Genomic DNA, 25,366 nt, shown 5'->3' on the forward strand with positions numbered 1-25,366 from the left:
GCCAGCACCAGGCCAATGCCAAAAGCGGAGTCGAACCAGCCGCCCAGCCCCACCGTTTCCGTCAGGCGCCAGTACATATAACGGCTGGAGGCCGCGACCGACAGCAACACCACCATGAGCGTGGCTAAGCGCCCCTTGATTCTGTTCAGCCACAGCGCTAGCCCGAAGCAGGCCGCGGTGAAGCCGATCTGTTGCCAGAAATCCAGTGGCACGGAGATCACCAGCGCGAACATGACCAACGCAAGCACCAGCGCGATCGCCCGTACTGGGGCGCTGTTCCATAGTGGCAACTCCACAAAGGCGTTGCCGAAACGCTGCAACAACGAGGACAGCCTGTTCAGCTTGCCGGCGGGATTGTCGCCGGATTCGCCCATTGGCGCGGGGCCTGCGCTCGCCCTGGCTGCCGGCCGCCCCGGTTTGGCTAGCTTCACGCGGCCTCTCTATAGGCGATCAGGGTCTCGCGCACCCATGCGGCGCTGCGCTGCAAGTCCTGCGTGGCTGCACGTTGTGAGTTGTACTCGAGCACGCTGCGATCATGAGCGACAGCCTGATCCTGATGGATCAGGCTGAGATTGCGCTCGCCCAGTTGGGCACGCAACACTTGCACCACGTCCTCACAATAGGTTTGGATCAAGTCGTCCGTCAGCGGCAGGGTGGCGTAGGAAGCGGCATCTGGCAATGAGACCACTAAGTACAACTGAGCGCACGACTGCGCCTGCCGCATATAGGGCGACGGCCAAGGAGGGGTGTCGAGCACCACCACGTCGTCCGGCCCGAGTCCAACTACAGCGAATTGGCGATGCAGCCAGCTCGGATCCGCCAACAGGTGAGCTTCGAATGCGGCTCGATCCGAGTCATTGAGGCAACCAAACGGCATAACCAGCACACGCGAGCGGCCTTGGTACATATCGTGATGCCAAGTCTGGCGTGCCAGTGCAGCGCGCGCATGGCCGGAGGTGTTCTCGGGCAGCATGGGGAGTTGCAGCCGCAGTGCATTCTGCGGGTCGAGATCCACGGCGAGTAGGCGATCCCCTGCCATGGCCATGGATTCGGCCAGGTTCGCCGACAGGGTGGTCTTGCCCACGTAGCCCCTGGCTGCGATAGCGGCGACAATTTTCACGAGCGATTCAGCCGATCAAGGAAGGAACGACGCACGGGAGCGTGCTCGTTTTTCGTGGCCGACTCTGCCTGACTCTTGAGTCGCGTGAACACCTGGGATAACTCGGTGCCAGCGGGACGGACGGGCTCGGTATAGCGGGACATGGGTGGAGCCATCGGGCTGGGCACCGGCGCGGAAATTGGTACCGAAGCTGCCGCCACAACAGGCTTTGCCGGTGCGCCGAACACACCGGCTGTGGTTGCGAAATGTCGAGCCGGGGGCATGCCTTCTGGCGTGCGGAGACGCGGCGCCATCGCCGAGACCGATGGAGTGGCCGACGCCGCGGGCACGAAGACTCCGGGCGCGGGACCCTCGGCGCTGGGAGGCGGCTTCGCCTGCAGCAGGCCGACGGGCGAAATGACAGACTGGACATTGCGCCACAGCGGTACGCGCCCCCCGGACTTCCTGACCACGAGGCTACTTTCAGGACTCTGCGGCGCCGGCTGCACCGCATCGCTCCGGTCGACACGCAACGCTGATAATAGCGGCCAGCACTCGCGTGATTCTGTAACGGCATCTTCGCCCACGATCTCTTTGTAGGATTCGTTCTTGTCGCTAAAGCGCTGGAAAAGCTTGGAAAAATTGTTGGACTGGCTCATGACATCTCACTCACGGAACGGGAGGCAGGGACACAAGCCTCAGCGCCCAAACCGGAATTCGACGCACCCCATAGCGTCGATCGGCGCGCTCTGGCTTAGGCTCAGGGTCTCGGACGCGCCGAGCTTGTGGAACCAATGCTGATACGCTCCTTCCAGGAGCGCCGGCGACCAGTCGTCCGCGACGACTCCCAGCGCCGCCCTCAGCGGGGCACAATAGTGCCGGATCACCAAGACGCCGCTGGCATCCTCGATACTGGTCCAGCCCCAGTCCACATCCAGCCAGATCTGGGCAATGGCCCGTTCCAGTTCGGCGAGCGTGGCGCAGGTCCCTGTGTCGAAACGTTGGGCGAAGCGCTCGCCAACCTGCCACATAAGGGCGCGCAAGTCGGCTGCATCCATAGATGCGGCTAGTTCTTCTTCGAGTGCAGCCAGCATATCGCGCTATTGGGAGGAGCAATGGCGCTCCGTGAGATATTGCAGAATTGCGTGGTTCATCTGCCCGCCGGTATTTAAAATTCAAGAATATTTGAATTTATTATTGTTCTATTATTTTTTGGAAGATTATAATGATTTAATAGATGGACATTATCAGGCGGGGGGGGCTTGTAAAGTACCCTCCGCTGGAGGGAAGGATCTAGAGAGTGTTGCGCCAATCAAGTAATTAATGCGCTGAAGAGATAGTGTAAGGTGATCGCGACCCCAACATGGGGCTGCCAGGGACTCAATCACCCATAGATGAGTAGCCGGATTCGGATTCGGATTCGGATTCGGATTCGGATTCGGATTCGGATTCGATCAGTCTGCCGTTTGACATTGTCACGCTGCGAGGGCTCTCGCCGCGGCGAGCCTTATCTACTGTGGTGGGCAGTTGCCCAACACGGTGCCGAACTCGATATCCTGCAACAGAAGTGCCGCGACAAGGCCACCGCCAAGCTCTTTTTCAAGTGGGTTCTCGCCTCGTACCCGAAGGGCAGCACGAGATCGTCACTGATCGACTGCACAGCAGCGATCCGCCGGAAAAGGTGGATATCCTCAATCTCGCAAACCGGGCCCCGGGACCAGGTCGCGCAGCCGTCGCATCTTTTGGGATTTGGGGAGCATTCCGTTAAGATGACGCTGCCTGCACCATAAGCTCGCATCCGGGAAGCGCTGTTTGCAATGGGCGCACATCGAAGACGGGTCTGTAGCCTGTATAGGCAGTCGTTTCCCGCGATATCACACACCTCACTGCGCGATTGACATCTCTGACAGCGTCTCGCTCCGCGTGAGGCCCCCTGGATTCAGCAGAAGCATTGTCCGGCAATCCAGGCATCCACGTCGTCGCGGATCCCAGTCCGGTCTGCTCTATCCGGATCGCGCAGAAGGACCTTGGGCTTGCTCTGCCATGGCTATATGCCGACTGAGTCCAATAAACGTAACGGAAGACTCGTGAGTGCCATCAACTATCCAGAAGGCGCACTCGACAGTCAATTTGCGCAGCGTTTTGCCTTCCTCCCTTCCAGGGCAGGGTACTGTTCCTTTTGTGCCCCTCTGACACTCACCACTCGAAGCAGATCCTACATCCACTGCAACAAGAATATAAATGCATAAAATCATAATAATATAATTCTATTTTGCAGAATAAAAAATAGAATTATAAAAGTATAAACATATTAAACCTATTTTTATTAGAATCTGGTGAAACTGGATGAACCAAGCAATCCTGCAATATCTCACCGAGCGTCAGTGCTCTTCGCAATGGCGTGACGTGGTGACTGCACTTGGGGAAGAACTAGCCGCGTCCATGGATGTGGCAGGTCTGCGCGCAATCATGTGGCGTGTTGGTGCGCGATTTGCTCAACGCTTCGATTTGGGAGCGTGCGCCACTCTCGCCGAGCTCGAACGAGCGATCGCCCAGACCTGGCTGAACGTCGATTGGGGCTGGACCAGCATCGAGGATACCGGCGGCGCCTTGGTGATCCGACACTATTGCGCACCGCTGACGGCAGCGCTTGGCGCGGCCGCCGATGCCTGGTCGCCGGCCTTTCTGGAGGGGGCGTACCAACACTGGTTTGGTATGCTCGGCGCGTCCGAGACCCTGAGGGTAAGCCAGAGCGCGCCGATCGATGCTATGGGGTGCGTGGAATTCCGGTTCGGGCGCTGAACGGCTGCGAGCCCGCTACGTCACTGAGGATGTGCCTCCCGCGAGAATCTATGACCCAGTCCGACGATTTGTCCAAACTGTTCCAGCGCTTTGGCGGCAAGACGGAGTCCTATAAAGAGATCGTGCGCGAAGACGCCACGACAAGCGCTCGCGAGCGATGGCCGCTGCTGTCAGCGATAGAGGTCGATCGTGCTGTCGCTGTTCCTCCTGTTCAATCCACCACGTTGCGGACACATGACCTCTCTAGCCAGACCGTCGAGCGTGATGTGCCGCGCGAACTGCGATGGCACGCCACGCCATCTGTCGGCGACCAGACGGCGCCTGTGTCAGCCGCCGAGGCGCCAGCCATAGCCGCGCTACCTGCTTCCCCCTTGTCGTCCATCGCGGCGCGCTTCCGCGCGCCCGATTGCAAGCCCTCGGCCAGCGTTCAAGCGGTACGGGCGCAGCCCCCCAACACGCGAGTCCACGTATCAGTACGACCGCTGGCAGATCATGTGCCCCTGTCTGACACGGCCCTCTCTATGGTGTTCGCTCGGATTGAAAGCAGCGTGGAGCGGCCCGTCGTCGGCGGGCGCGCTCCAGCGCGCCGTTCCTTCCTTAGTCGGCTGAATCGCTCGTGAAGATCATTGCGGTTGTTTCGGCGAAAGGCGGTGTGGGAAAGACCACGCTGGCGGCCAACCTAGCCGAAGCCCTGGCCCTTGCCGGTGGACATGTGCTCGCCATCGATCTCGACCCGCAGAATGCGCTACGCTTGCATTTTGCCATGCTCCCTCAGGAAACCTCCGGTCATGCACGCGCTACCCTCGCGGGCGAAGCCTGGCAGCACGGGACTTACCAGGGCCGCTCGCGCGTGCTGGTAATGCCTTTTGGCTCCCTCAACGATGCCGACCGCGCCGCGTTCGAAGCTCACTTGGTGACGCATCCGAGCTGGTTGCGCAGTCAGCTCGCCGCGTCTGGACTGGGACGCGACGATGTGGTGGTAATTGATTCGCCGCCCGGGCCTTCCCCTTATATGCGGCAAGCGTTGTCATGTGCACAGCTCTGCCTGGTGGTGTCGCTGCCGGATGCCGCCTCCTATGCTGCCCTGCCGTTGATGGACGACCTGATCCAGACCTATTGCGAGGGCCGGGCCGACTATCTTGGTCACGTGCTGGTAATCAATCAGGTCGACGTGAGCCTTCAACTCAGCAAGGATGTGCTACAGGTGCTCCGCGACCAACTAGGCGAACGCGTACTGAGGGTGATCCATCGGAGCCAAGCGGTTGCCGAGGCGCTCGCTCATGAGCGCAGCGTGCTCGAATACAGTCCTCACAGCCAAGCTGCGCATGACCTACAGCGTTGTGCTGCGTGGGTACGGCAATCGTTGGCCATGCACGGAGACACTGCGTGAATCCAGCAAGTCCACGCAAAGCCAGTAGCAGCGCCCCGTCCGTCGGACGGAACTCCTGCACACCGAATGGCCTCTCGGTCAAAATGGCGTTCGTTCAACGCACCATTGCGCGCGCCGACGCGTGGATCGACTTCTGGGGCCGCAAGCGTCCGGATGCCATCGAGCTGGCCGCGGGCCAGATCCTGCGTATCAGCTCGGTCGGCCTTCATAGCAAGATGCACCACTTAGGCCGCGAGATACGCGGGCTGATGCGGCGGCCCGCTCCCGGAGTCTCTATCCATTGAATACCGGAGCGGCCACGTGCCTCGACCTGGGTCTATCCCGAGAACTCGACGGATCACCGGCAAGAATAGAGAATGCACTTGACCCCAACACTACGCCTGCATGCAAAATTGCGTTCCCGAACGCAAGCGGTCCTGCCCACGCTGACTCGCTTGGGAGCCCTGATCACGGTCTCCATGTTAAACATAGCGTCGGCCGACGCTCAGCGAATGGGTATGCCAAGCGCCACGCGCGAAGCGACAACGGTACAGGCTCCCGCCGGAGTTGCAGCACTGGCTGCCGCCAGCGCGCCTCGCAATGGCACGCGCACGATGCAGATCGCCCTGAAGCAACTGGGTGCCGACGCACCCCTCCAGTTGCGTGGTGTTGACGGTATCCACGGCGTGCCGTTTTCGATCCGGGTCGATGAGATCGTGACTGCAGCGCGTCTCAAGCTGCGCTACACCTATTCACCGGCGCTCATTCCGGCGCTTTCGCATATCAAGGTGATGGTCAACGGGGAGGTTGCCGCGACCGTGCCTGTGCCCAAGGAAACCGCCGGCACCAGCCTGGAGCGCGAGTTGACGATCGATCCACGCCTGATCAGCGAGTTCAACCGGCTCAATCTGCAGCTGATCGGGCACTACACCATGGATTGCGAGGATCCCTTCCACTCCAGCCTGTGGGCCACGATCGGCAACAGCAGCGTACTGGAACTTACGCTAACGCCCATGGGGCTGGCCAACGAACTGTCCCTGTTGCCGCTGCCGTTCTTCGATCGCCACGACGTAGGCCGCCTCAGGCTCCCCTTCGTATTCGCCGACGCACCGTCGTTCCCTACGCTGGAAGCCGCGGGTGCAGTTTCGTCTTGGTTCGGCGCGCTGGCCGGCTATCGTGGCGCGTCGTTCGCCGCCACCCTGAACCAGGTGCCGGCGGCTGGCAACGCGGTGGTCCTCGTCACCAACGAGGAAAGGCCCGCCGGTGTGCCGGTATCCACTATCGAGGGACCTTCGATCGCTGTGGTGCCCAATCCGGCAGACGCGACTGGCAAGCTGCTGCTGGTGATGGGGCGCGACAGCGCCGAGCTCAAGACCGCCGCGCGGGCGCTGACGCTGGGCGCCCACGCCCTATCCGGGCAGAGTGCCACCATCAACAAGCTCGAAGATGTAGCACCGCGTGTGCCGTATGACGCGCCGAACTGGATCCGCGGCGACCGCCCTGTGCGCTTCGGCGAGCTCACCGAAATTCAGGATCTCAATGTCTCGGGCTACGCCCCCGACTTGGTACGCGTGAATTTCCGGCTACCACCCGACTTGTTCGGGTGGCACAGCAAGGGCATTCCCATCGACCTGAAGTACCGCTATACGCCGCGTCCGGTGGTCGACAAGTCTACGCTGAATATCAACGTCAACCGCCAGTTTCTGCACGCCTACCCTCTGCGCTCGGTCAAGAACCAGGATAGCCGCACCAGCCAGCTACTGGACAAGGTGCTGCCGGATGGCTCGGTGCCGGTCCGCGAGCATGTCGATCTGCCACTGTTCATGCTGCCCGCACAATCGCAGCTGCAGTTCCATTTCTATTTCGACTACCTCAAGCAGGGCGCGTGCAAGGACGTGATGCTGGACAACGTCAAGGGCGCGATCGACCCGGACTCGACCATCAACACCACCGGCTTGCAGCATTTCATCGCGCTGCCCGACTTGGCGGTGTTTGGCAACAGCGGCTTCCCGTTCACACGACTGGCCGACCTCTCCGAGACCGCGGTGATCCTGCCGGACAAGCCCGCCGCCGAAGACTTATCGACCTACCTCACGCTGATGGGGCGCATGGGAGAGTCCACTGGCTACCCGGCCATCGGGGTAGCCGTGAGCAGCGCCGCTGGGGTGCACAAACAGGCCGCGCGCGACTTGCTGGTGATCGGCACCACGCAGAACCAGCCCCTTTTCACGCAATGGGCCGCGCGCATGCCGGTATCGCTGGCGGGAAATGAGAAGCGCTTTTCCCTAAGCGACGTTCTGTCGAGAATAACCGGCTGGTGGAATGGCGCGGACGGCACACGCCACCGCCCGATGGAAACGCGTCTCTCAATTAGCAGCGCAGGCAACGACGCCGCGCTCAGTGGTTTCGAATCGCCATTGGAATCGGGGCGCAGCGTGGTGGCGATTACCAGCAATACGCCGCAGAGCTTGCTGGCGGTGACCGAGGTGTTGTTGGATCCCAATCAACTCGCGCGCGTGCAAGGCAGCCTGACGCTGATGCGCGGCAAGGAGATCGATAGCCTGGAAGCCGAGCAGAACTATTTCGTGGGAGAATTGCCGCCCTGGACCTATGTGCAATGGTGGCTGTCGCGACGTCCTCTGGCCATGGTGCTGATGATCGGCGGTGCCGTTCTCCTGCTGGCGGCTTTGCTCTACCTGTCGCTGCGTGCTCGCGCCAGCCGCCGTAATCAGGGCGGGAGCGCTGGAGCGTGAACCGACCATATCACCCACTTCACCCCCAAATACGGCGCACATCGTGCGCGGCTTAAGACCCGGGAATACATGCGTACCGACGATTGTGGAAGCGGCGTGGCGCGCTTCGCCCTCCGCCTTGTCTGGATCGCGCCAAGCGGCCGATGACGTCCCGGGCGATCCGCTCGCCGACATGCGCAGAGAATTGTAGTTCTACCGCTTGTTCGCGCTGTTCCACGATGCCGAAGCGATGCCGTATTGGCGCCCCCCCCGCACCAGACGGTGGAGGCACGCTGCTGGCTATCGAAGCTAGGTTGCGCCCGCCGTGCGCATGCTAGGGGACCGTGCGTAGGCACGGTGGCAATTGCTTGCCGCATTTGGCCTCCGGGCTCCTCTTCGCCAATGGGAGTGAAACGGCGCTGTCGCCCGGCTCGCGAACCGCAGTGGTAAAACGGACTCGATGCAGAGACGCCTCCAAATTCGCTATGCCATCGCCAGCCAACGGGCTGCGCCTAGACCGGAGTGGGCAGGCGCAAGCGAGGCGGACTGCACTCCGGATAGCAGAAAAAGCGCGCCTTCATTATCTGGGTTGGAGTAAGCCCGGATGGGATATTGTCGTGTGCCATGGCAGCATATGACCTTTCGCCTGTACTGCGTACCTGTCGGCACGGGCGGCTTCAATTAGGGAAAGACAGCAGCCGAAGCGACGCAAATCCGCACGTATAGAACTCAGGTTTGCCAACGCAACTCGGGCCGGGAAGCTCGAGGGCATGGGCGTCGGCAGCTTCATCACTGCCAACCAAGTGCGTGGGGGCCACCGGGCATTGGGCAGTTGCTGTGGCGCGATGCCAGCGACGCCCAATGAGGAGAGGGCAAACCAAGCCGCGACGGCTGTGGGCACTGCATTCTGGGCCATATTATGAGCAATTTTCTGCTGGGCTTCCTTCTCCTCATCTGGCTGGCCACAGCGCAGGCACTAACGATCGTCTCGACCTACCGCGAAGAGACGATCGAGAGCCTCCTCGCCGATTTCCAGCGTGCCCATCCCGGTGTGAAGGTCACTATACTGGGTCGGCGTTCTGATTTGATTCAACGCGGCATCAATGCGGGCAGCATGCACCACGCCGATGTATTGCTCACCTCTTCGCCGCTGTTGCTGCGCGCCATGAAAGGGGACGGCCTGCTTCTCCAGTTGCCGCCGCTCCCGGCTCGCAGCGACTGCGCGCCGCCGGGCCTCGCGCTACACGATTCGGAGCGGCGTTTCGTCGCCTACGGTTTTTCGGGCTTTGGCCTGCTCTGGGGCCAGTCTCAACTGAAACGCCGTGGTGCCCCGGTGCCGATCAGCCTGCAGGACTTGCTGCGACCGGCGTATCACGACATGGTGTTGATGAGTTCGCCCTCACGCTCGGGCACCACTCACATGATGGTCGAGAAGATCCTCCAGGATGAAGGCTGGGAGTCCGGCTGGCGCGTGCTGATGCAACTGGGCGGTAACCTGGCAACCATAGCCACGCGTAGCTTCTCCGTCAGCGACCGCGTTCGCGACGGCGATGCCGGTGTCGGCCTCGTCCTCGACGACTACGCCATGCCGCTCACGGAGCGAGACAACGGTTTCGGCTTCACCTATCTGCCAACCTCCGCCGTCATCCCCACTTTTGCGGCTGTCCTGAGCGCAGGCGCGAATCGGGCGGACGCGCTGAGGCTGGTCGACTACCTGCTCTCGCGGCAGGGGCAAGCGAATCTGCTGGCGCCCGCGCACTACAAAGTCCCGCTCAACGCACTGCCGAATATGCCCGTCAGTCAAACTGCCTGCGCCGTTCTGCGCAGGCAGAAACCACTCGATACGGATCTTCTGCTGACGCGTGACGATCTGGTGCAACTGCTGTTTGACCAGATCATCACCCAGCATATCGAGCAATTGCGCGATACGTGGGCACTGATACAACTGGCGCAGCGCCAGCCAGGCTTGAATTCAAGGCAACGTAGCGATATCGCGCGAGCCAGCCAGTTGGCGAGCACGATACCCGTCAGTGCCAGCCAGGCCGCCGACCCCGGCTATACAGCGCGCTTCAAAGGAGCTGCCTCGCATTTGCCCGTCCTTCCGACCGTGCAAGCCGAGCTGGATCGCTGGACGCACGCCTGGCAGCAGCAGTTGGACGAAGCGACACGGCTGGCCCGGCAATCCATGGTTGATAGCCGCCATGACTAAGCCGGCCGTAGCGTCCTTGCTCGCCGAGTTCCCATATCGCGGCGCCCTGGGCAGGCGCTTGCTGGTCTTCGGCGCCGGATTGATACTGCTGGTGCTGCTGTCGGGCTCGGTCGCACTTTTTGCCTGGCAGGGTTTGGGCAGGGCGCTGCACCATATTGTTGAAGAGAGTGTGCCCACGATCCGGGAAAGCGCTGTCCTCGAGCAGCAAGGCTCGCACTTGCAGGGATTGGCCCATCAGATCGCGCAGGCTGACAGCCTGGCGGAGATCGCCGTCGCCCAGCAGCAGATCGTACAGCCGCTGGCGCGCGCGGCGGATGCCGCAAGCCGTCTGTCAACCTGGTATCCGAGAGAAGCGCCGACGCTTCACGACGAGATCGAGCTCACGCGCGCAGCCGTCGAAGCGCTGGCAGAAAGCTCTCAGCGCCAGAGAAACGCGGCAAGCACCCTGAAGATGCTGCGCTTGCGCCTGGAGTGGATTCACGCCGATCTGGCCGATGAGCTCCAATTGCTGTTAGAGGAGCGGATGCCGCGCGTGGAGCGGAACGTGAATTTCCAAGCATCAGGAGAAACGCGCACCGAGCGGGCTGTACGGGATCGTGCGCTGCTTTCCCTGCTCAGCGCCGAGCAGCGCCTGGCCAATTCGCTCATAGCCCTGTCGCGGCCGCGCAGCGAGCCACTCGCCGACAGTTCGCTAGCGCAGCTTTCCACCGAAGGCAGCCGCATCCGGACGCTTGCAGGCAGCCTGCCGCCGGACAAACTGGTGAGCCTTGGCCCCTTGCTTGCCGGGCTCGTCGAACTCATTCGCCCGCATGGGGAACTGGACAGTGCGATTGCGCAATATGTGCAGGCGCACGCGCAAGTGCAAAGCCGCCTCGACAGCCTCGAGGCTCTTATCGTGCGGCAAAACCAACGCGTCAACCGAATCAACGAACAAAGCCGGGATACCACGCAAGCGCAGTTCGAGCGCTTTGTTCGTATCGCCAATCACGGACACTGGCTGATCGCCGGTGCCACTGTGGCCTCGATCGTCCTGATGGTGTGGCTAGTGTTCGGTCTGGTGGGCCGCAAGCTGATTGGGCGGCTGGCTCTGGTCGGACAAAACATCGAGGCGATCAGCCGCGGCCAGTACACCTTGCCGCGCACTATTGGCGGACGCGACGAAATTGGTCGCTTGGGTGAGCAATTGTCCCGGCTCGCCAACGATATGGCCGAGTTGGAACGCACCAACGCCCTAGCCCTGATCGCCCATACCGATGCCGCGCTGGTGATTTGCGATACAGCGGGCACTATTCGCTCCATCAACCGGGCGGCACGGGACTTGCGCCCGGAGCTTGCCGTCGGAGAGACGCTCGCCGGGTTGCTCGGGGATGATGCGTTTTCGCGCTTGCTGCGGCTGGAGAACTCCGAGGACACGCTCGACCTGGTGCTGCCGTTCGGCGAGGCCGGCAGCGAACAATATCTGCGCCTGCGCGCAAGGGCTTTTCGCCAGAACGAGGAACTGGCTCGTATGGTGACGTTGTTCGACATATCCGCGCAAATGCGCTCGGCGCACTGGCTCGAACGGATGGTCGAGACCAAGACCGCTGCCCTGGACGAGACCAACCTAGCACTGCGGCATGAAATCGATGAACGAAAGCGCGCCCAGGACGGCCTGGTGCAGGCAACCAAGTTCGCTGTCCTCGGCCAGACCATGACCAGCCTGGCGCACGAATTGAATCAACCTCTGGCCGCGCTGACCAACTACCACTACCTTGCCCGCATCGCGATTGAGCGCAGAGATGATCCGGTCTCGCTTGCCGCGACGTTGCATCAGGGAGACCGTGTGCTCGAGCGCATGACAAGACTGGTGCGCTCTTACCGCAACGTTGGCCGCCGCGCGCCGCAGACTCCGGCGCTCGCCACACTGGATCTAGGCCCGATCGTCTCCGATGTACTGGAGTTGCTGCATGGCCGCATCGCCAAGGAAAACGTGCAAGTCAAGGAGGCGACGGGACCGTGGCCGCGCATTGTCGGCGAGGTGGTTCGTCTCGAACAGGTCATCCTCAATCTAGTCGGCAATGCACTCGACGCCGTGCGTTGCCGTTGCGACGCAAGGATCGAGTTATGGCACTCGACTGACAGGACCCGCGCCGAACTCTGTATTGCCGACAATGGACCGGGGCTAGACGCAATAGCGATTGAAAACCTCTTTCTACCTTTCTTCACGACCAAGCAAGATGGGCTTGGGCTCGGGCTCAGCATCAGCCGTTCTCTTGCGGAAGAATGCCGGGCCGAGATACGGCTGGCGAGCCGCCTCGGCGGTGGCGCGCTCGTAGTGCTTTCCCTGGAACTTGAACATGGACAATGAATACGCCTCCGTACTATTAATCGATGACGACGCGGACGTGCGTATATCGGCAGGTCAATTGTTGACGGCGGCAGGTCTCCCGTGCCGCACACTCGCGGATCCGACACAGGCGACAAAGTCCCTGCCGCGCGACTGGCCGGGCGTGGTCGTCAGCGATGTGCGCATGCCGGGCCTGGATGGCGAGGCACTGTTGGCCGCGCTGAAAGCGATTGACGATCAGCTACCCGTCATCCTAGTCACTGGTCACGGCGACATACCCATGGCGATTCGTGCCGTGCGTTCGGGCGCATTCGAATTCCTGGAGAAGCCCGTTGCACCAGAAGCGCTGATAGATTGCGTCAACCGGGCGTTGGCGCAACGTCGCGATGTCATCGACAACCGCTGCCACCGCGCGCACGAACTCGGAGAACAGTTGCTAGGCAAGAGCAACGCCATGGCACAAGCACGCGACAAGCTGATGCAATTGGCAGGTGGCGATCTTGCGGTGCTGATCACCGGTGAAGCGGGAACCGGCAAACGTACGGCGGCCAGGGAATTGCACCGTCTGGGGCGCTATGCCGCTGGTCCGCTGGTCATACTGGATGGGGAACTGGCTGAAGCCGGCGCCCCCTTGACAGCCTGGTACGATCAATATTGGACAGCGGCTCTGGGGGGCACGCTCGTGATCCGCCACCCAGAAGCGCTGCCGGCGCGCCTGCAGGCGGCGCTGTGCCACTGGATACTGGAGACGGAGCCCCAAGCGTCAGGAATGCGCGCGGTCCGCCCGGTGACCCTTGCGCTAGCCGACCTGGCCCCAGCGCTAAGCGATGGGAGATTGCGGCCCGATCTCTACTACGCACTATCGGCTGCAGCGGTGGGCCTTCCCGCCCTGAGGCAACGGCGCGAGGATATTTCTCTGCTGTTCCGCCATTTCATGCAGCAGAGCTGTCGGCGCATGCGCAAGCCGCGGCCCGAAATCAGCAAGCCCTACCTTGACAACCTGGTCCGGGCCAACTGGCCGGGCAATCTGCAAGAGCTTCGCAACGTGGCCGAGCTGTACGCTATCGGGCTGGCGCGCGTCGAGGGCGTCGGCCGCATGCTGGCCGCCAGCGAAGACGAACGCGCACTGGACGAGCGGATCGATGCCTACGAGAAGGAGGTCATCGAAGGCGTGCTGGCACTATTCAACGGCAGGATCAGCGAAACCGCCGATTACTTGCGTATCCCGCGCAAAAAGCTCTACCTGCGCATGAGGAAGCACGGCCTGGATAAAGCTGAATTCAGGAAATGACCGGCACGCAGACCTGGCCGAGCGCGGGTGCCCTGCCCAATCCGGGACGGCCACATGCATCGGGGATACCCGTATCTCCGATGCCGGAGCGCAGGGGCCGGTAAACCGATTGTGCCTATCCTTGGCGCAAAACCGCGCTGCCGCCGCCCTCAATGCGGGAAATTGGGGCAAAAACGACCCACGCGTTTGCCTCCTTGCGTCACTACTGACGCAATTCCCTGCCAGTTGAAACTCTATCTTGACTCGATAGCATGACCTCCTCGCCGACCGCTCGCGCCTGCAGGCAAGCAGCGCGCAAACGCGGTCAGCCTATTCCAAGCTGGAGTGAGACATGCTATCGATCCTGAAGATCCGGCCGGCCGTGCATCAAGTGCCGGACGAACAAGTACTAGCTACCTACCAGAGAATGCGCTGGCGCGCGCTATTCGGCGTGTTCGTGGGTTACATGGCCTACTACTTCGTCCGTTCGAATTTCATCCTGTCGACGCCCTATCTGCATAGCAAGCTCGGCTTCAGCACATCGGAGATCGGCTTCCTTAGTACTTGCATGCTCATTGTCTACGGGATCAGCAAGGGGGTGATGAGCAGCTTCGCCGACAAAGCCAATCCCAAGTTCTATCTGATCTTCGGCTTGATCCTTTCCGCCTTCATCAATGTGTTCATGGGGTTCGGTACTGCGTACTGGATGTTCCTCGCCCTTGTGATTGCCAACAGCATATTCCAGGGCATGGGCGTTGCCCCGTCATTCATCGTGATTGCGGCCTGGTTCCCACGCACCGGGCGCGGCCGGATCGGCGCCTTCTGGAACATTTCCCACAATATCGGCGGCGGCATGGTGGCCCCCATTGCGGGCGCCACCCTGGCGTTCTTCGGCACCGAGCACTGGCAGGGGGCCAGCTATTTCGCGCCGGCTGTACTCGCGCTGCTGGTCGCCTGCATCGTCTGTCTGTTCGGCGCGGGTCTCCCGTATACCGAGGGATTGCCGCCACTGAAGCAAATCCTGCCTGAGACGGCAAAGGACGAACTTGTGGCCAGTAGCCACGACCATGCGCCGGAAGGTATGTCTGCCTGGCAGATACTTCGCGTTCATGTGCTGACCAACCGGAACGTCTGGTATGTGTCGCTGGTCGATGCGTTCGTGTACATGGTGCGGTTCGGCGTTATCACCTGGTTGCCGCTATATCTGCTGAATGAGAAGGGCTTCAGCAAAACCCAGATGGGTGCGGCATATGCGTTCTTTGAGTGGGCCGCCATCCCCTCGACATTGCTGGCGGGCTACGTAAGTGACCGCTACTTCCGTGGCCGCCGCATGCCGCTTGCTATCGCCTGCATGGCGATCATCGTCGGTGCGCTCCTGGTGTACTGGCAAAGCACCAGCCTGCTCTTGGTGGGCATTGCCGCAGCCACCGTTGGCAGCATGATCTATGTGCCGCAGTTTCTCGCTTCGGTGCAGACGATCGACTTGGTGCCAAGCTACGCTGTCGGCTCTGCAACGGGATTGCGCGGTCTGATGAGCTATGTGCTCGGCGCATCGCTCGGCACCAGCCTCTTCGGAGTCCTGGCCGACCGCTTCGGCTGGCACGCCGGCTTCTATTTGCTGCTCGCCGGCGCGCTGTGCTGCATGGTTTTTTGCTATCTGACACACCGTGGCGCGGTGGCGCTCGAACTCAACCGCAATCAACGCAACCGGCTCGCTCCTGCTCACGCGACACCCGCCGCCGCCGACGTGCTCGCCGGGCCTGCCGTAGGCAAATAGCAGTGAAACCGCATCCCATGTCGAATCAATCAGGAATCCAATTCCAATGCTAACGTGCACAAAGATCGTGGCTACTCTCGGACCCGCATCGAGCGACCCGGTCATGCTCGAACAGATGATCGAGGCAGGCGTCAATACCGTCCGGCTCAACTTTTCCCATGGCACGGCTCGAGACCATATCGAGCGCGCGCGCACCGTGCGTGCGATCGCCGACAAGCTTGGCGTGGCGGTGGCGGTACTGGCCGATCTGCAGGGCCCGAAGATCCGGATTGGCAAGATCGAACACGACCGGATCGAATTGATCGCCGGCGATGCGTTTATTCTCGACGCCGCTTGCGAACTGGGCAATCGGCAGCGTGTCGGCCTGGATTACAAGGAGTTGCCCAACGATGTCGAGCCGGGCACTATCCTTTTGCTGGATGACGGCAAGATACGGCTGCAAGTCGATCAGGTACTCGGCACCGAAGTTTGGACGCATGTGCTTGTCGGTGGCCCGCTTTCCAGCAGCAAGGGCATCAATCGCCTGGGCGGCGGCCTGACGGCGCCAGCCCTGACAGAAAAGGACAGGAGAGACATCGAAACCTGCGCCGAACTGGAAGCGGATTATGTCGCCATCTCGTTTCCCAGAAGCGCGGCCGACATGGACCTGGCCCGCGCCTTGTTGGCAAAAGCGGGCAGCAATGCCAGCCTGATCGCCAAAATCGAGCGCTGCGAGGCCGTGGGGAATCTTGCGGAAATCCTGGATGCCTCCGATGGCATCATGGTGGCGCGCGGTGACCTTGCCGTTGAAACAGGTGACGCAGCTGTTCCCGCGTTGCAGAAGAGAATGATCCGCCTCGCCCGTCAGCGCCACAAGCTGGCGATTACTGCCACCCAGATGATGGAATCGATGATCGACAGCCCGGTGCCCACGCGGGCCGAAGTCTCCGACTGCGCGAACGCGGTGCTGGACGGTACGGATGCGGTAATGCTCTCGGCCGAATCCGCTACGGGCAGGTACCCACTGGAAGCCGTCAAGGCGATGGTGAGAATCTGCCGCGAGGCCGAGCAATCCGGCGAGAGCCACATTGAAAGTGAATTTCGGGATGTCGGCCATTTCGCGCGCGGTGACCAAGTTATCGCCATGTCCACGATTTACGCCGCGCAGCACTTGCATCTGAAATCCATTGTCTCGTTGACGCGCAGCGGCGCTTCTCCGTTATGGCTGTCGCGCTACGTCAATAACGTGCCGATTCATGCCGTCACGGCAGACCGGAGAGTCTATCGGCGCCTTGCGCTCTATCGGCACGTGTCTCCTCTGCTGATCGATGAAGGCGACGATCACCGCGAACGCTTGATTTCGAGAGTCAAGGCGGGGTTGATCGCCAGTGGCGACCTTTGCGATGACGATTGGATCGCGGTGATGCACGATATGCAACAAGGCAATGGTGTTTGTTGCCTGCGCATTGAACAGGGAAGGATCTCGCATAGCCTCTGAGAGGCCATGCGATTTTGTTTCCTTCAACGAATTCCGGGAAGGATTGTAATGAAGACGAGATCAGGTTTAAAAGAACTGGCGTGGGCGTTAGCCGTCCAGTTTTCGGCCTTGCCGCTTGTATCGATGGCGCAGGACAAAGGAACAGGCATTGCGCAGACCGGTGAATCGGCGATAGCCTCGGAAACGCTGATTCTGTTAAGACATGGCGAAAAGCCTGCGGCGCGCCTAGGCCAGCTGACGTGCCAAGGACTGAATCGAGCGCTGGCTTTGCCGGCGATCATGAACGCGAAGTTTGGCCGGGCCGATATCATCTTTGCGCCCGATCCCGCCTTTAGGATTCACGAAGGCGATGGCGACTACAGCTATGTGCGGCCGCTGGCAACCATCGAGCCCACGGCGATCCAGGCGGGTCTGCCAGTCAACACCCAGTTCGGGTACAAGGAAATCGACAGGCTGGAGCAGGAGGTCGGCTTGCCGGCGTACTGGAACAAGCAGGTCTTCATTGCCTGGGAGCATGTGCAACTGAATCTGTTCGCAAAGAGCGTGCTGCGGACTAACGGAGGCAATCCGGACCAAGTGCCCGATTGGCCAACGCAGGATTACGACCGGATCTATGTCATCAAGATCGACCGGCAAGCCAAGCAACCGGTGGTCACGTTTTCAGTTTTCCATCAAGGACTGAACGGCCTTTCGATGTCCTGTCCATCTACGGCGATTGGAGGCCGCTGATGGGGCGTTGTCACATGGCGAATGTGGTCGACTAAGATATCGTGATGGAGAACGGCAAATCGCTCTATCACGGCCATCGGCTACTGGAGGCGAGCATCAGCCAAGCCGTGCGCTTTCAGCTTGGTTTGCGTGACATTGATGAATTGTCGTTCGAGCGCGTCGTACTCGTCGTCAGCTACGAGGCAATGCGCTGCTGGTGCGACAAGTTCGGTAAGGGCAACAGGCGGCACCGCGCGTCAGTGCCGCCCCGGGGTCATCGTGCGACTAGTGGTGGTCCGGTGGCATTGGCACGGTCGCGCTTGCCAGGCAAATCAAGGGATTCCTCGCAGTCTGCGGCGGCCCGCTGCGGCTCGCCAACCCGCGCGGCGCGGCTCAAAGCCGCCAGCGCGTACTGGCTGCGGCACACGGATATTTCGTTCGCGTACGCTGGTGGCTTGGGCTGCTGGAGGTGGTGCAGCGGAACGCCGGCTACGCCTCGCTGGATACCAGCGCGCGCTATGTAACCACCGAGGCGGCGCGGCACATGGAAGCGTGCAGGCGGTTTGGAGCGCAGACAAGGAAGATTGGTGGTGCGGCCCAAATCATTGCACCTTTCCGACTCCCATAAGCTGATGCCGATGTCTCTTGAAATTGAGCGCACCGCGGCCATCGTGTGGATCCGTGTGCAGATGGCCAGACACAGCCTGGCCTTGGCCGACCTGCAGGGCGCCGGCTGCTTTGCCGTCGTGGCGCTGCCGCCCGCGCCGACGCGCATCTACCGCAAAGAAGCTCCAATCCGCATAACTCCCTTTCCCTTCGAATGCACGAAAAGCCGGTGGGAAGTTTGCGAATTTGATGGGAGCGCTTTGCGATGCACTATGAATGCCAAGGATGCCCCTACTTGGCGCCGCGATCAAGATTCAGTCAGCTCGCGACGTGATGGGGTCGACATAGATTTGCCGCAGGTGCCGGCGCGGATTGGGATAGCGGGGATCCCTGGTCAAATCCTCCAACGTCATCGCCCACGGCGCTGTTGTTACTAGCCTTGTCCGCTGAACGATCGGCTCTGCTATCGTGGTCAAAACGGGGAACCAATACGGGGACCGGGTGTACCTATTTCTCTGTGGCCTCGCGGTCGATAAACGGGAAAATGACAATGGGCTCGAAGCACCCTCACCAACTCTCGCTGCACGATGCAGAGCTGATAGCTGTAGCCGTGGATCGTGCCAATTTGATTGTGCATTTGGACTTCCGCTTGGAGGATGGCGCGTTACATACAGCGGAATTGCAAGGACAAAGAGCCTTCCGTTGTGAAGACTTGACACTACAGAACGTGGCGAACCGCGTACTGCAGTCTTCCCAGAAGAATCTGGCGGCCGATGGGGTCAACCATTGGATAGAGTGGACCACCAGTTTCTCTGATGTTACCTCATGGCTCACTGAGCAACGTAAGCAGGACTGGCTAAACGATTGTGCGAGCGCCACCTTGGAATTGGTGGTCTTCGAGCCATCGGCTGGGGCACAGATTGCAGCTATATGCGAACAGTTCGTTTTAATCCGAAGGATGCCCACTATAAACTCCCCACTACCGGACACGGCATCACCCAGGGCAGCTCCCAGGTTGGCTTCACCTACGACGGGGCCAGCCGGCGCAGCACGCTGACGCTGCCCAACGGCGTGGTGGCCACTTACGGCTACGACATCGCGAATCAGCTGACTTCCCAGCTATGTCAACTGTGGCACGACAGCGTGATGCTTCCCGATACTCGGGCACCTATCGAATCTATTACAATTCCGACCACGTCAGCGCAAGACGCCGCAATCAAAGATTTTCGAAATAATCGTACTCGTAACCCGGGCACCTATGATCTAGCCGAAAGAGATTGCACCACTACTGCTCGAGATGCCCTTGCGGCTGCGGGAATCAATACTCCTGACACAATATTCCCAAGAATTATGATGCACAATCTTCAGCGTCAATTTGGTGGAATATGATTATGTCAATTTCGAAATTTATGTCATTATCTACATTCCTAGGTTTGTTGTTCCCGCTTGCGCTTCTTGCGGGGTGGATACTCATGGAGAGAGATGCTAGCCTTAATGTGCAATTTATAACAATGAAGATCATTTTGATTGTCTGGCTGACTTAAATAATGACTATGCCATCCAGTCAGAATTCGGAGTTTTTAACGAGACTGTTCTTGATTTATCTGGTCAGCAATGTAATTATATACAGCGTATTTGGAGCGATGGTTTGGCTCGGTTTGCGAAAGCATGTGGGCTTCCTTTTTGTCGCAGGCGTACCTCTGATCGCTCTGTGGTGGTGGCTCCTAACACGATAATCAGGCCATCTAAGCTGCGAGTGAAACGCTAAAGAGCGAGGCTAATCCAACACAGTATCTCCCCGTGACGCTGGTTCGTCAGGACGGGATAGATTCGACTTGCAATCAGCGAAGCTCTTCACGCGCCGCGGAATGGTTTGGGTCCGTGGGCACGACATCTCGCCTGGTAGCCTGAGCCGGCGTGCAGGCGCTGGCTTCAAACAGCCGTAAGCTGTGCTTCAATCGGAAACGCTGCGCTGGTGAACACTCATACCATTGATCACTCATCGAAACTTATCTTCCAGACGACATCGACACTGAGGACGTGCTGATTTCCCACGAGCAGCAGCACCATGGCGGGAACCTGCTTATGGGTCATGCAGTGTCCGGTGTACTACACTCCACACTCTCTGCGGTCAACGACTATCTGTCGAAGGGACTGACGGCAAATATTGCGTCCAGTACCGGCCGCTTCTTGAGAAGACCCCGGCATCGGTGCTGACTGCATGCGTCGGCATCCTTCTCGCTGGTTTTGGTTGCGAGAAGGCCGGGATCAGCACGCCGATCATCTCGAAGACCCTCGCCGCGACGTGGACCGAGTGCGAGTCGAGTTACGATGAGCACAGGCCGCGGTCTTGATCTTCCTACGCGTCTCAGGCCGACCTTCGCCTGTGCACCGACGTCGGCAATGGTGCGCCAGGTGGCAGGTGACGTGCCAAGCGTCCGCAGGCTACCAGCACGCACTGGCGGCGCCCACACCCACATCTCCCACGCGCTGGCGGCTGGGGCACCGCTGGAGGTGGTGCAGCAGAACGCCGGCCACGCGTCGCTCGACACCACCACGCATTACGTGACCACCGGGGCGGCGCGGGGCATGTGGATGCGGGCAAGGGCGACTGATCGCCGCCCCAAGTCCATCCCCCATTCTGTCACCAATGTGGCGTGATGTGATGAATTAAGCTCGTCGCGTGGTTTCACTGCGAGGCATTGCCAAAGTAGACCGAGAAGTGCCGCCCTTCACGATTCGGAAAGAGCTACCCGGAGCGCCGGCCAATGCGCGTGTCGCGCTGTCCGCGTCGCCTCGCAGGTCATCAACAATCGGGTGAAATTCCCGTCAGTAAGGCCAATCTTGGAGATTCCCGTGCCGAAGACCAAGCAAGTATCAGTGACGCTAGCCGCCAAGCAAGTCAGAACTCCCGCAAAAGCTGCTCTGAAGGCCGCGACCACGAGAATGCTCAGGGTGAAGTTTGGCCAGGTCGTGGTCACGGTTCCCGAGCCATCCACTGCTGCAGTAAAGCAGGGCCTGAAGAAAAGTGCCCGAGTGATGGCGGGTCTCTCCACTCGCCTTGTGATCCCGGGAGTAGTGATCAAGAGCAAGAAGGAGGTACCGTCTTTACCGCTGACCCCAACGGTCCGCATCGGGTGGTTCGTCGATTGAACGGAAAGTCGGAGCGAGGCAGTTTCGTGAACGGGAAGTTCAAAGCCGAGTCGGTATCCGCCTAACCGGTATGGCAACAAAAAAACAATCCAAAACTCGGTCGCAGACATCCGGAAACGGGCAAAGCAGTCGGGTAAGCCTCTTGCCCTTATCCTGGCCGGTCACAATGGCTCAGGTAAGTCTACGATTTGGTATCAGCATCTCGTCGATGAAATCCAGATACCGCTCATCAACGCTGATCGGATGATGCTCTCGATCCTACCGGAAGCCGAGAAGGGCGGCCTCCGCCCGTGGGCCAAAAATCTAAGGGACACGGACGAGATGTGGATGCGGGTAGCGCAGAAAGGCGTGGAGAGCTTCGTCGCGCAAGCCATGGCCAGCAAGGTGCCTTTTGCCGTCGAGACGGTATTCCCTTACTGGGAAAAGAAGGACGATGGCACCTATGCCAGCAAAATCGATGTAATCAAGAATCTGCAGCGCGAGGGCTACTTCGTATTGCTCTTGTTCGTTGGTCTCGCCAGTGCGGAGCTATCGTTCGGTCGTGTTCAGACCAGAGTTGCGGTTGGCGGTCACAACGTCGATCACAAGAAGGTTCAAGAGAGATTCCCGCGTACCCAAATGGCAATTCGAGCGGCTCTGCCCGTGGCGGATGCTGTGGTTCTCGTGGACAACAGTCGAAAGCCTAGGCAAGCTTTCACACCATGCTTTGTTCGTACCGGCGGCCAAACTCTCTTCGACATTAGAGCATCGGCCTCGCCCGCCACGGAGATTTCGGCTTGGATGGATGTCGTCGCTCCCCTGGCAGATTGACGGGGCTATCGACAAGCTCGGCTCCCGGCCGGGAGGTTCGCCTTTTGGACGATCCGAAATATCTTATGGCGCTCGATCTCCAGCTCTCGCTGGTCGCGCGCAAGGTTGGTGTTGATCGCTGAGCATTGTTCCGACGGCCGGCACAATTTCCTCGATCCCAGTAAGCTCAAAGTTGCCTTCAAGGAAATCCGAGTACAAACTTGGTGACGCACCGAGTGCTGCTGCCGCTGGCCGTGACTCCGCTGGCGCTTGGGCTTTCCAGCTTCTCCACATAAACCATGTGGTGACCATTCAAGACAGCAAGATGGATCGGTTCGCCAGTGATGTCGCGCAGCTGCGTCAGGTTCTCTACCGAGGCCAGGCGCAGGTTCCGACCGCCCCCAACTCCGACTGGCCAATTGAATTAGTCGTAGCCCAAGGACCAGACGACCTGTTTGTGGGCTTTCTTCCAGCAGTCGCTCCGCGATCAGCGCGGCCACGGTGCGGTGGACAGTAGGGCGCGGATAGCCGCTCAGCTTGCTGAGTTCCGCAATGTTCAACGGCTCGGCCGTATCGGCTACCAACTGCATCAAGTGCACGAACTTGGAAAAAGCAGCAGTTCCGGCAATTTGCGAGGCTGCGTGTGGTGCGGGCGACGACGATCGGGGGCATGACGAATCGGGTAGAGGAAGAGGCTTCGGGGGGATCATTATCCGTTCGGTGGGGCTTCATCGCCGCCCCCAGCGGATGCGATTGAAGCGCGGTCAATGTTGGCTTGGCTTGGTCGATAGAGCAAGCGCCAAACTCGCCTAAACGATTGCCTCGATTGAAATTGAACAGGCCGTGGGCAATTCCAAGGGCGGCCAGGCCGACGAGCTAGCGTCCACGCTCAAGGCCGAGAACGCGACGTTCGCCGAGCCCGCAGCGTTTCTCATCGACCCACGTCCATGCAAACCGTTCTGGCGCCTTCGCTGAATCCTGCGTAGCAAAACTCCCCGCCCATACGCCCGGCCAAAGCGCATCTCCTGCGTCCCAATGATCACCTAGCGTCCCATAGCCGCACATCCTTCCGGCGCACCGCGTTCAGCCTGCTCCGAAGAAGCATTTTCGTGCAGGGGGCTGGGTGTGAGAGCCGCCTATCCGTGTTGAGTGCTTCCATCCCCGGACGTTGCTGCGGCGTTCGGTCGCTCAAAGCGATAGCCATCCCCCAAGACGACTTAGCACTATCGGGTAACTACTGATATGACGCAAATCAAGTTAAAAACTAGAATACGTCCATATTCTAAACAAGACGTCCATAATATGGACATAGGATGGACAAGATGCCCACGGAAGAGCAAGACGCCCAGCCCTTGATGCCGTATCAGTACCCCAACCCTGCTGATGCGCTGCCCGAGATCGTCATTTCGAACGCCATCCCCACCGACGAGCGGCTGTGGGTGCCTCAGGCGGAGAACGTGTGGTTCAGGCCCCTGTGCCTGAATGCAAGCCAAGGCTATTGGATGAATTTGCTGCGCGTGCGCAAGTCGGGCGTGCTGAGTCGCCACCGTCACCCGCAAACAGTGCATGGTTTTGTGCTCAAAGGCCGCTGGCGCTATCTGGAGCACGACTGGGAGGCCACAGAGGGCAGCTACGTGTTTGAGCCGCCGGGCGAGACTCACACGCTGTACGTGCCCGAGGACGTGGAGGAAATGATCACCTTCTTCCAGGTCAACGGGATCATGTACTACACCGACCCCTGGGGCAAAGGAAATGGCTACGAAGACGTGTTTACCAAAATCGATATGTGCAAAAAGCACTTCGAGAATGTTGGCCTCGGCGCCGACTATGTGAAGCAGTTCATCCGATGACCGCCATGTACGGACGCGCAAGCTACGACTTCAAGGGCGCCGTGGCGGTGGTTACCGGCGGCGCGAGCGGTATCGGCGCGGAAGTCGCCGGCCACCTGCGGCGCAGCGGCGCGCGGGTGATGGTGTGGGACATGGCCGAGCCTGGGTCTGACGAAAATGCCTGGCGGGTCGATGTGAGCGATCTCGCCAGCGTGGAGTGCGCCGCGCGGGAGACGGTCGCGCGTTTCGGGCGCATCGACTTCGTGGTCAACAGCGCGGGCTTTGCGGGCCCCACGATGCCGGTCGACGAATATGACCCCGCAGTCTGGCGCCGCATCGTCGACGTGAACCTGGTGGGCGCCTTTAACGTGTGCCGTGCCGCCGTGCCCTATATGCGTGCCGCTGGGGCGGGGCGCATTCTCAACATCGCATCGCTCGCCGGCAAGGAGGGCACGCCCAATGCGTCGGCCTACAGCGCGGCCAAGGCCGGCGTGCTGGCGCTCACCAAGTCGCTCGGCAAGGAGCTGGCGATGACCGGCATCCTGGTCAATGCCATTGCGCCGGCCGCAGTGCGTACGCCGATCCTCGAGCAGATGTCGAGCGAGCACGTGCAGACCATGATCGACAAGAGCCCCATGCAGCGCCTGGGCGAGAGCAGCGAAGTCGCCGAGATGGTGAGCTGGCTCTGCTCGGGATCGTGCACTTTCAATACTGGAGCGGTGTTCGACCTCTCGGGCGGGCGTGCGACTTACTAATCCGGCGTACGCCCGCAGCGCAAGTTGGCATCGCTGCAAACCAGCGTCACCCTTATAGAGAAAATGGAGACAAGTCCTGTGAAGAAAATCGCCTTTCGCTTCTGTTGTGGACTTCACCTGGGCGTGGCGCTGCTGGGTTCCGCCGGCACCGTGGTTCACGCGCAGGGCACCGCCTATCCCACGCACGCCATCGAGCTGGTGGTGCCCTTCCAGGCCGGGGGCGGAACGGATGCGTTGGCGCGGGCGTTTGCGGAATCTGCGCGAAAGCACCTGCCGCAGAACGTGATCGTGGTGAACAAGCCAGGCGCAAGCGGGGCGATCGGCTGGGCGGAGGTGGCCAACGCAAAGCCCGATGGCTACAAATTGTCCCTGGTGACGGCCGACATCACGATTGTTCCGCACCTTGGGCTGACCAAGCTCACGTACGAAAACCTCACGCCGGTTGCGCGGCTGAATGTCGACCCT

22 protein-coding genes and 4 pseudogenes are annotated in these 25,366 nt (G+C 60.4%); 20 read left to right on the forward strand and 6 right to left on the reverse strand.

The genetic code is table 11. From position 1 onward, the window contains the following. The 4 genes and pseudogenes from AC07XB_RS37275 to bcsD (AC07XB_RS37290) all read right to left on the reverse strand — a co-directional run. Positions 1 to 431: pseudogene (locus tag AC07XB_RS37275) on the reverse strand (UDP-forming cellulose synthase catalytic subunit); the annotation flags it as partial. Then, the gene (locus AC07XB_RS37280) at positions 428 to 1,120 is read right to left on the reverse strand and encodes a cellulose synthase operon protein YhjQ/BcsQ (protein WP_492832792.1); all 693 of its coding nucleotides are present in this window, start codon (positions 1,118 to 1,120) and stop codon (positions 428 to 430) included. The pseudogene AC07XB_RS37275 and the gene AC07XB_RS37280, both read right to left, overlap by 4 nt. After that, positions 1,117 to 1,758: a BcsR/BcsP family cellulose biosynthesis protein gene (gene bcsR, locus AC07XB_RS37285; RefSeq protein WP_492832790.1), complete on the reverse strand. Its 642-nt coding sequence runs from the start codon at positions 1,756 to 1,758 to the stop codon at positions 1,117 to 1,119. The genes AC07XB_RS37280 and bcsR overlap by 4 nt, the downstream gene beginning before the upstream one ends. Before the next feature lie 39 nt (positions 1,759 to 1,797). Next, entirely contained in the window at positions 1,798 to 2,193 is a 396-nt protein-coding gene (gene bcsD, locus AC07XB_RS37290; protein WP_492832788.1) for a cellulose biosynthesis protein BcsD, read from the reverse strand. 402 nt (positions 2,194 to 2,595) lie between these two features. Here bcsD (AC07XB_RS37290) and AC07XB_RS37295 point away from each other — a divergent pair. The 17 genes and pseudogenes from AC07XB_RS37295 to AC07XB_RS37375 all read left to right on the forward strand — a co-directional run. Next, positions 2,596 to 2,804 (forward strand): annotated as a pseudogene (locus AC07XB_RS37295) (DDE-type integrase/transposase/recombinase); the annotation flags it as partial. Between the two features lie 641 nt (positions 2,805 to 3,445). Beyond that, a complete protein-coding gene (gene bcsD, locus AC07XB_RS37300; RefSeq protein ID WP_492832786.1) occupies positions 3,446 to 3,901 on the forward strand; it encodes a cellulose biosynthesis protein BcsD in 456 nt (151 codons plus the stop codon). Positions 3,902 to 3,951: 50 nt separating this feature from the next. After that, the gene (gene bcsP / locus AC07XB_RS37305; protein ID WP_492832784.1) at positions 3,952 to 4,521 is read left to right on the forward strand and encodes a cellulose biosynthesis protein BcsP; all 570 of its coding nucleotides are present in this window, start codon (positions 3,952 to 3,954) and stop codon (positions 4,519 to 4,521) included. Further along, on the forward strand, positions 4,518 to 5,291 hold the full coding sequence (bcsQ, locus tag AC07XB_RS37310; protein ID WP_492832782.1) for a cellulose biosynthesis protein BcsQ: 774 nt from the start codon (positions 4,518 to 4,520) through the stop codon (positions 5,289 to 5,291). Before bcsP ends, bcsQ begins: the two co-directional genes overlap by 4 nt. Then, on the forward strand, positions 5,288 to 5,575 hold the full coding sequence (locus tag AC07XB_RS37315) for a hypothetical protein (protein ID WP_492832780.1): 288 nt from the start codon (positions 5,288 to 5,290) through the stop codon (positions 5,573 to 5,575). Before bcsQ ends, AC07XB_RS37315 begins: the two co-directional genes overlap by 4 nt. 207 nt (positions 5,576 to 5,782) lie before the next feature. Further along, positions 5,783 to 8,023: a cellulose biosynthesis cyclic di-GMP-binding regulatory protein BcsB gene (gene bcsB, locus AC07XB_RS37320; protein WP_492832778.1), complete on the forward strand. Its 2,241-nt coding sequence runs from the start codon at positions 5,783 to 5,785 to the stop codon at positions 8,021 to 8,023. A gap of 898 nt (positions 8,024 to 8,921) precedes the next feature. Next, a complete protein-coding gene (locus AC07XB_RS37325) occupies positions 8,922 to 10,211 on the forward strand; it encodes an ABC transporter substrate-binding protein (RefSeq protein WP_492832776.1) in 1,290 nt (429 codons plus the stop codon). Next, positions 10,204 to 12,558, forward strand: a complete 2,355-nt coding sequence (locus tag AC07XB_RS37330; protein ID WP_492832774.1) for an ATP-binding protein — start codon at positions 10,204 to 10,206, stop codon at positions 12,556 to 12,558. The genes AC07XB_RS37325 and AC07XB_RS37330 overlap by 8 nt, the downstream gene beginning before the upstream one ends. After that, positions 12,548 to 13,828, forward strand: coding sequence for a sigma-54-dependent transcriptional regulator (locus tag AC07XB_RS37335; RefSeq protein WP_492832772.1), 1,281 nt, complete (start codon positions 12,548 to 12,550; stop codon positions 13,826 to 13,828). The genes AC07XB_RS37330 and AC07XB_RS37335 overlap by 11 nt, the downstream gene beginning before the upstream one ends. A gap of 331 nt (positions 13,829 to 14,159) precedes the next feature. Continuing rightward, complete coding sequence (locus AC07XB_RS37340) at positions 14,160 to 15,584, forward strand: MFS transporter (protein ID WP_492832770.1); 1,425 nt, start codon at positions 14,160 to 14,162, stop codon at positions 15,582 to 15,584. A 46-nt stretch (positions 15,585 to 15,630) separates the two neighbouring features. Further along, positions 15,631 to 17,061, forward strand: a complete 1,431-nt coding sequence (gene pyk / locus AC07XB_RS37345) for a pyruvate kinase (protein ID WP_492832768.1) — start codon at positions 15,631 to 15,633, stop codon at positions 17,059 to 17,061. Between the two features lie 48 nt (positions 17,062 to 17,109). After that, on the forward strand, positions 17,110 to 17,790 hold the full coding sequence (locus tag AC07XB_RS37350) for a histidine phosphatase family protein (RefSeq protein ID WP_492832766.1): 681 nt from the start codon (positions 17,110 to 17,112) through the stop codon (positions 17,788 to 17,790). Between the two features lie 44 nt (positions 17,791 to 17,834). Further along, a pseudogene (locus tag AC07XB_RS37355) lies at positions 17,835 to 18,032 on the forward strand (IS6 family transposase); the annotation flags it as partial. A 1,273-nt stretch (positions 18,033 to 19,305) separates the two neighbouring features. After that, a complete protein-coding gene (locus tag AC07XB_RS37360; RefSeq protein ID WP_492832764.1) occupies positions 19,306 to 19,764 on the forward strand; it encodes a hypothetical protein in 459 nt (152 codons plus the stop codon). A 1,038-nt stretch (positions 19,765 to 20,802) separates the two neighbouring features. Beyond that, positions 20,803 to 21,036, forward strand: a complete 234-nt coding sequence (locus AC07XB_RS37365) for a hypothetical protein (RefSeq protein ID WP_492832762.1) — start codon at positions 20,803 to 20,805, stop codon at positions 21,034 to 21,036. A 195-nt stretch (positions 21,037 to 21,231) separates the two neighbouring features. Further along, on the forward strand, positions 21,232 to 21,528 hold the full coding sequence (locus AC07XB_RS37370; RefSeq protein ID WP_492832760.1) for a hypothetical protein: 297 nt from the start codon (positions 21,232 to 21,234) through the stop codon (positions 21,526 to 21,528). A 108-nt stretch (positions 21,529 to 21,636) separates the two neighbouring features. Then, on the forward strand, positions 21,637 to 22,338 hold the full coding sequence (locus tag AC07XB_RS37375; RefSeq protein WP_493688145.1) for a zeta toxin family protein: 702 nt from the start codon (positions 21,637 to 21,639) through the stop codon (positions 22,336 to 22,338). 178 nt (positions 22,339 to 22,516) lie between these two features. On the opposite strand, the gene AC07XB_RS37380 is transcribed toward AC07XB_RS37375, so the two are convergent. Both AC07XB_RS37380 and AC07XB_RS37385 read right to left on the reverse strand, forming a co-directional pair. After that, positions 22,517 to 22,705 (reverse strand): IclR family transcriptional regulator domain-containing protein, encoded by a 189-nt coding sequence (locus tag AC07XB_RS37380; protein ID WP_493688146.1) that lies wholly within the window; start codon positions 22,703 to 22,705, stop codon positions 22,517 to 22,519. 133 nt (positions 22,706 to 22,838) lie between these two features. Further along, positions 22,839 to 23,027 (reverse strand): annotated as a pseudogene (locus AC07XB_RS37385) (IclR family transcriptional regulator); the annotation flags it as partial. 612 nt (positions 23,028 to 23,639) lie between these two features. On the opposite strand from AC07XB_RS37385, the gene AC07XB_RS37390 reads away from it, so the two are divergent. The 3 genes from AC07XB_RS37390 to AC07XB_RS37400 all read left to right on the forward strand — a co-directional run. Next, a complete protein-coding gene (locus AC07XB_RS37390; RefSeq protein WP_492832798.1) occupies positions 23,640 to 24,167 on the forward strand; it encodes a 2,4'-dihydroxyacetophenone dioxygenase family protein in 528 nt (175 codons plus the stop codon). 5 nt (positions 24,168 to 24,172) lie between these two features. Continuing rightward, positions 24,173 to 24,901, forward strand: coding sequence for an SDR family NAD(P)-dependent oxidoreductase (locus AC07XB_RS37395; protein ID WP_492832796.1), 729 nt, complete (start codon positions 24,173 to 24,175; stop codon positions 24,899 to 24,901). A gap of 117 nt (positions 24,902 to 25,018) precedes the next feature. Beyond that, a partial coding sequence (locus AC07XB_RS37400; RefSeq protein ID WP_492832794.1) for a tripartite tricarboxylate transporter substrate-binding protein occupies positions 25,019 to 25,366 on the forward strand: 348 nt, incomplete at its 3' end.

The sequence above is a fragment of the Cupriavidus sp. GW821-FHT02F09 genome (assembly GCF_059421605.1).

What these genes read in the sequence shown, in the direction of transcription:
- AC07XB_RS37395 (WP_492832796.1), top strand. Translation starts at nt 24,173, where the DNA reads ATGTACGGACGCGCAAGCTACGACTTCAAGGGCGCCGTGGCGGTGGTT.
- bcsD (WP_492832786.1), top strand. Translation starts at nt 3,446, where the DNA reads ATGAACCAAGCAATCCTGCAATATCTCACCGAGCGTCAGTGCTCTTCG.
- AC07XB_RS37330 (WP_492832774.1), top strand. Translation starts at nt 10,204, where the DNA reads ATGACTAAGCCGGCCGTAGCGTCCTTGCTCGCCGAGTTCCCATATCGC.
- pyk (WP_492832768.1), top strand. Translation starts at nt 15,631, where the DNA reads ATGCTAACGTGCACAAAGATCGTGGCTACTCTCGGACCCGCATCGAGC.
- AC07XB_RS37360 (WP_492832764.1), top strand. Translation starts at nt 19,306, where the DNA reads ATGCGAACAGTTCGTTTTAATCCGAAGGATGCCCACTATAAACTCCCC.
- bcsR (WP_492832790.1), bottom strand. Translation starts at nt 1,758, where the DNA reads ATGAGCCAGTCCAACAATTTTTCCAAGCTTTTCCAGCGCTTTAGCGAC.
- AC07XB_RS37390 (WP_492832798.1), top strand. Translation starts at nt 23,640, where the DNA reads ATGCCCACGGAAGAGCAAGACGCCCAGCCCTTGATGCCGTATCAGTAC.
- AC07XB_RS37325 (WP_492832776.1), top strand. Translation starts at nt 8,922, where the DNA reads ATGAGCAATTTTCTGCTGGGCTTCCTTCTCCTCATCTGGCTGGCCACA.
- bcsD (WP_492832788.1), bottom strand. Translation starts at nt 2,193, where the DNA reads ATGCTGGCTGCACTCGAAGAAGAACTAGCCGCATCTATGGATGCAGCC.
- AC07XB_RS37335 (WP_492832772.1), top strand. Translation starts at nt 12,548, where the DNA reads ATGGACAATGAATACGCCTCCGTACTATTAATCGATGACGACGCGGAC.
- bcsB (WP_492832778.1), top strand. Translation starts at nt 5,783, where the DNA reads ATGGGTATGCCAAGCGCCACGCGCGAAGCGACAACGGTACAGGCTCCC.
- bcsP (WP_492832784.1), top strand. Translation starts at nt 3,952, where the DNA reads ATGACCCAGTCCGACGATTTGTCCAAACTGTTCCAGCGCTTTGGCGGC.
- AC07XB_RS37340 (WP_492832770.1), top strand. Translation starts at nt 14,160, where the DNA reads ATGCTATCGATCCTGAAGATCCGGCCGGCCGTGCATCAAGTGCCGGAC.
- AC07XB_RS37350 (WP_492832766.1), top strand. Translation starts at nt 17,110, where the DNA reads ATGAAGACGAGATCAGGTTTAAAAGAACTGGCGTGGGCGTTAGCCGTC.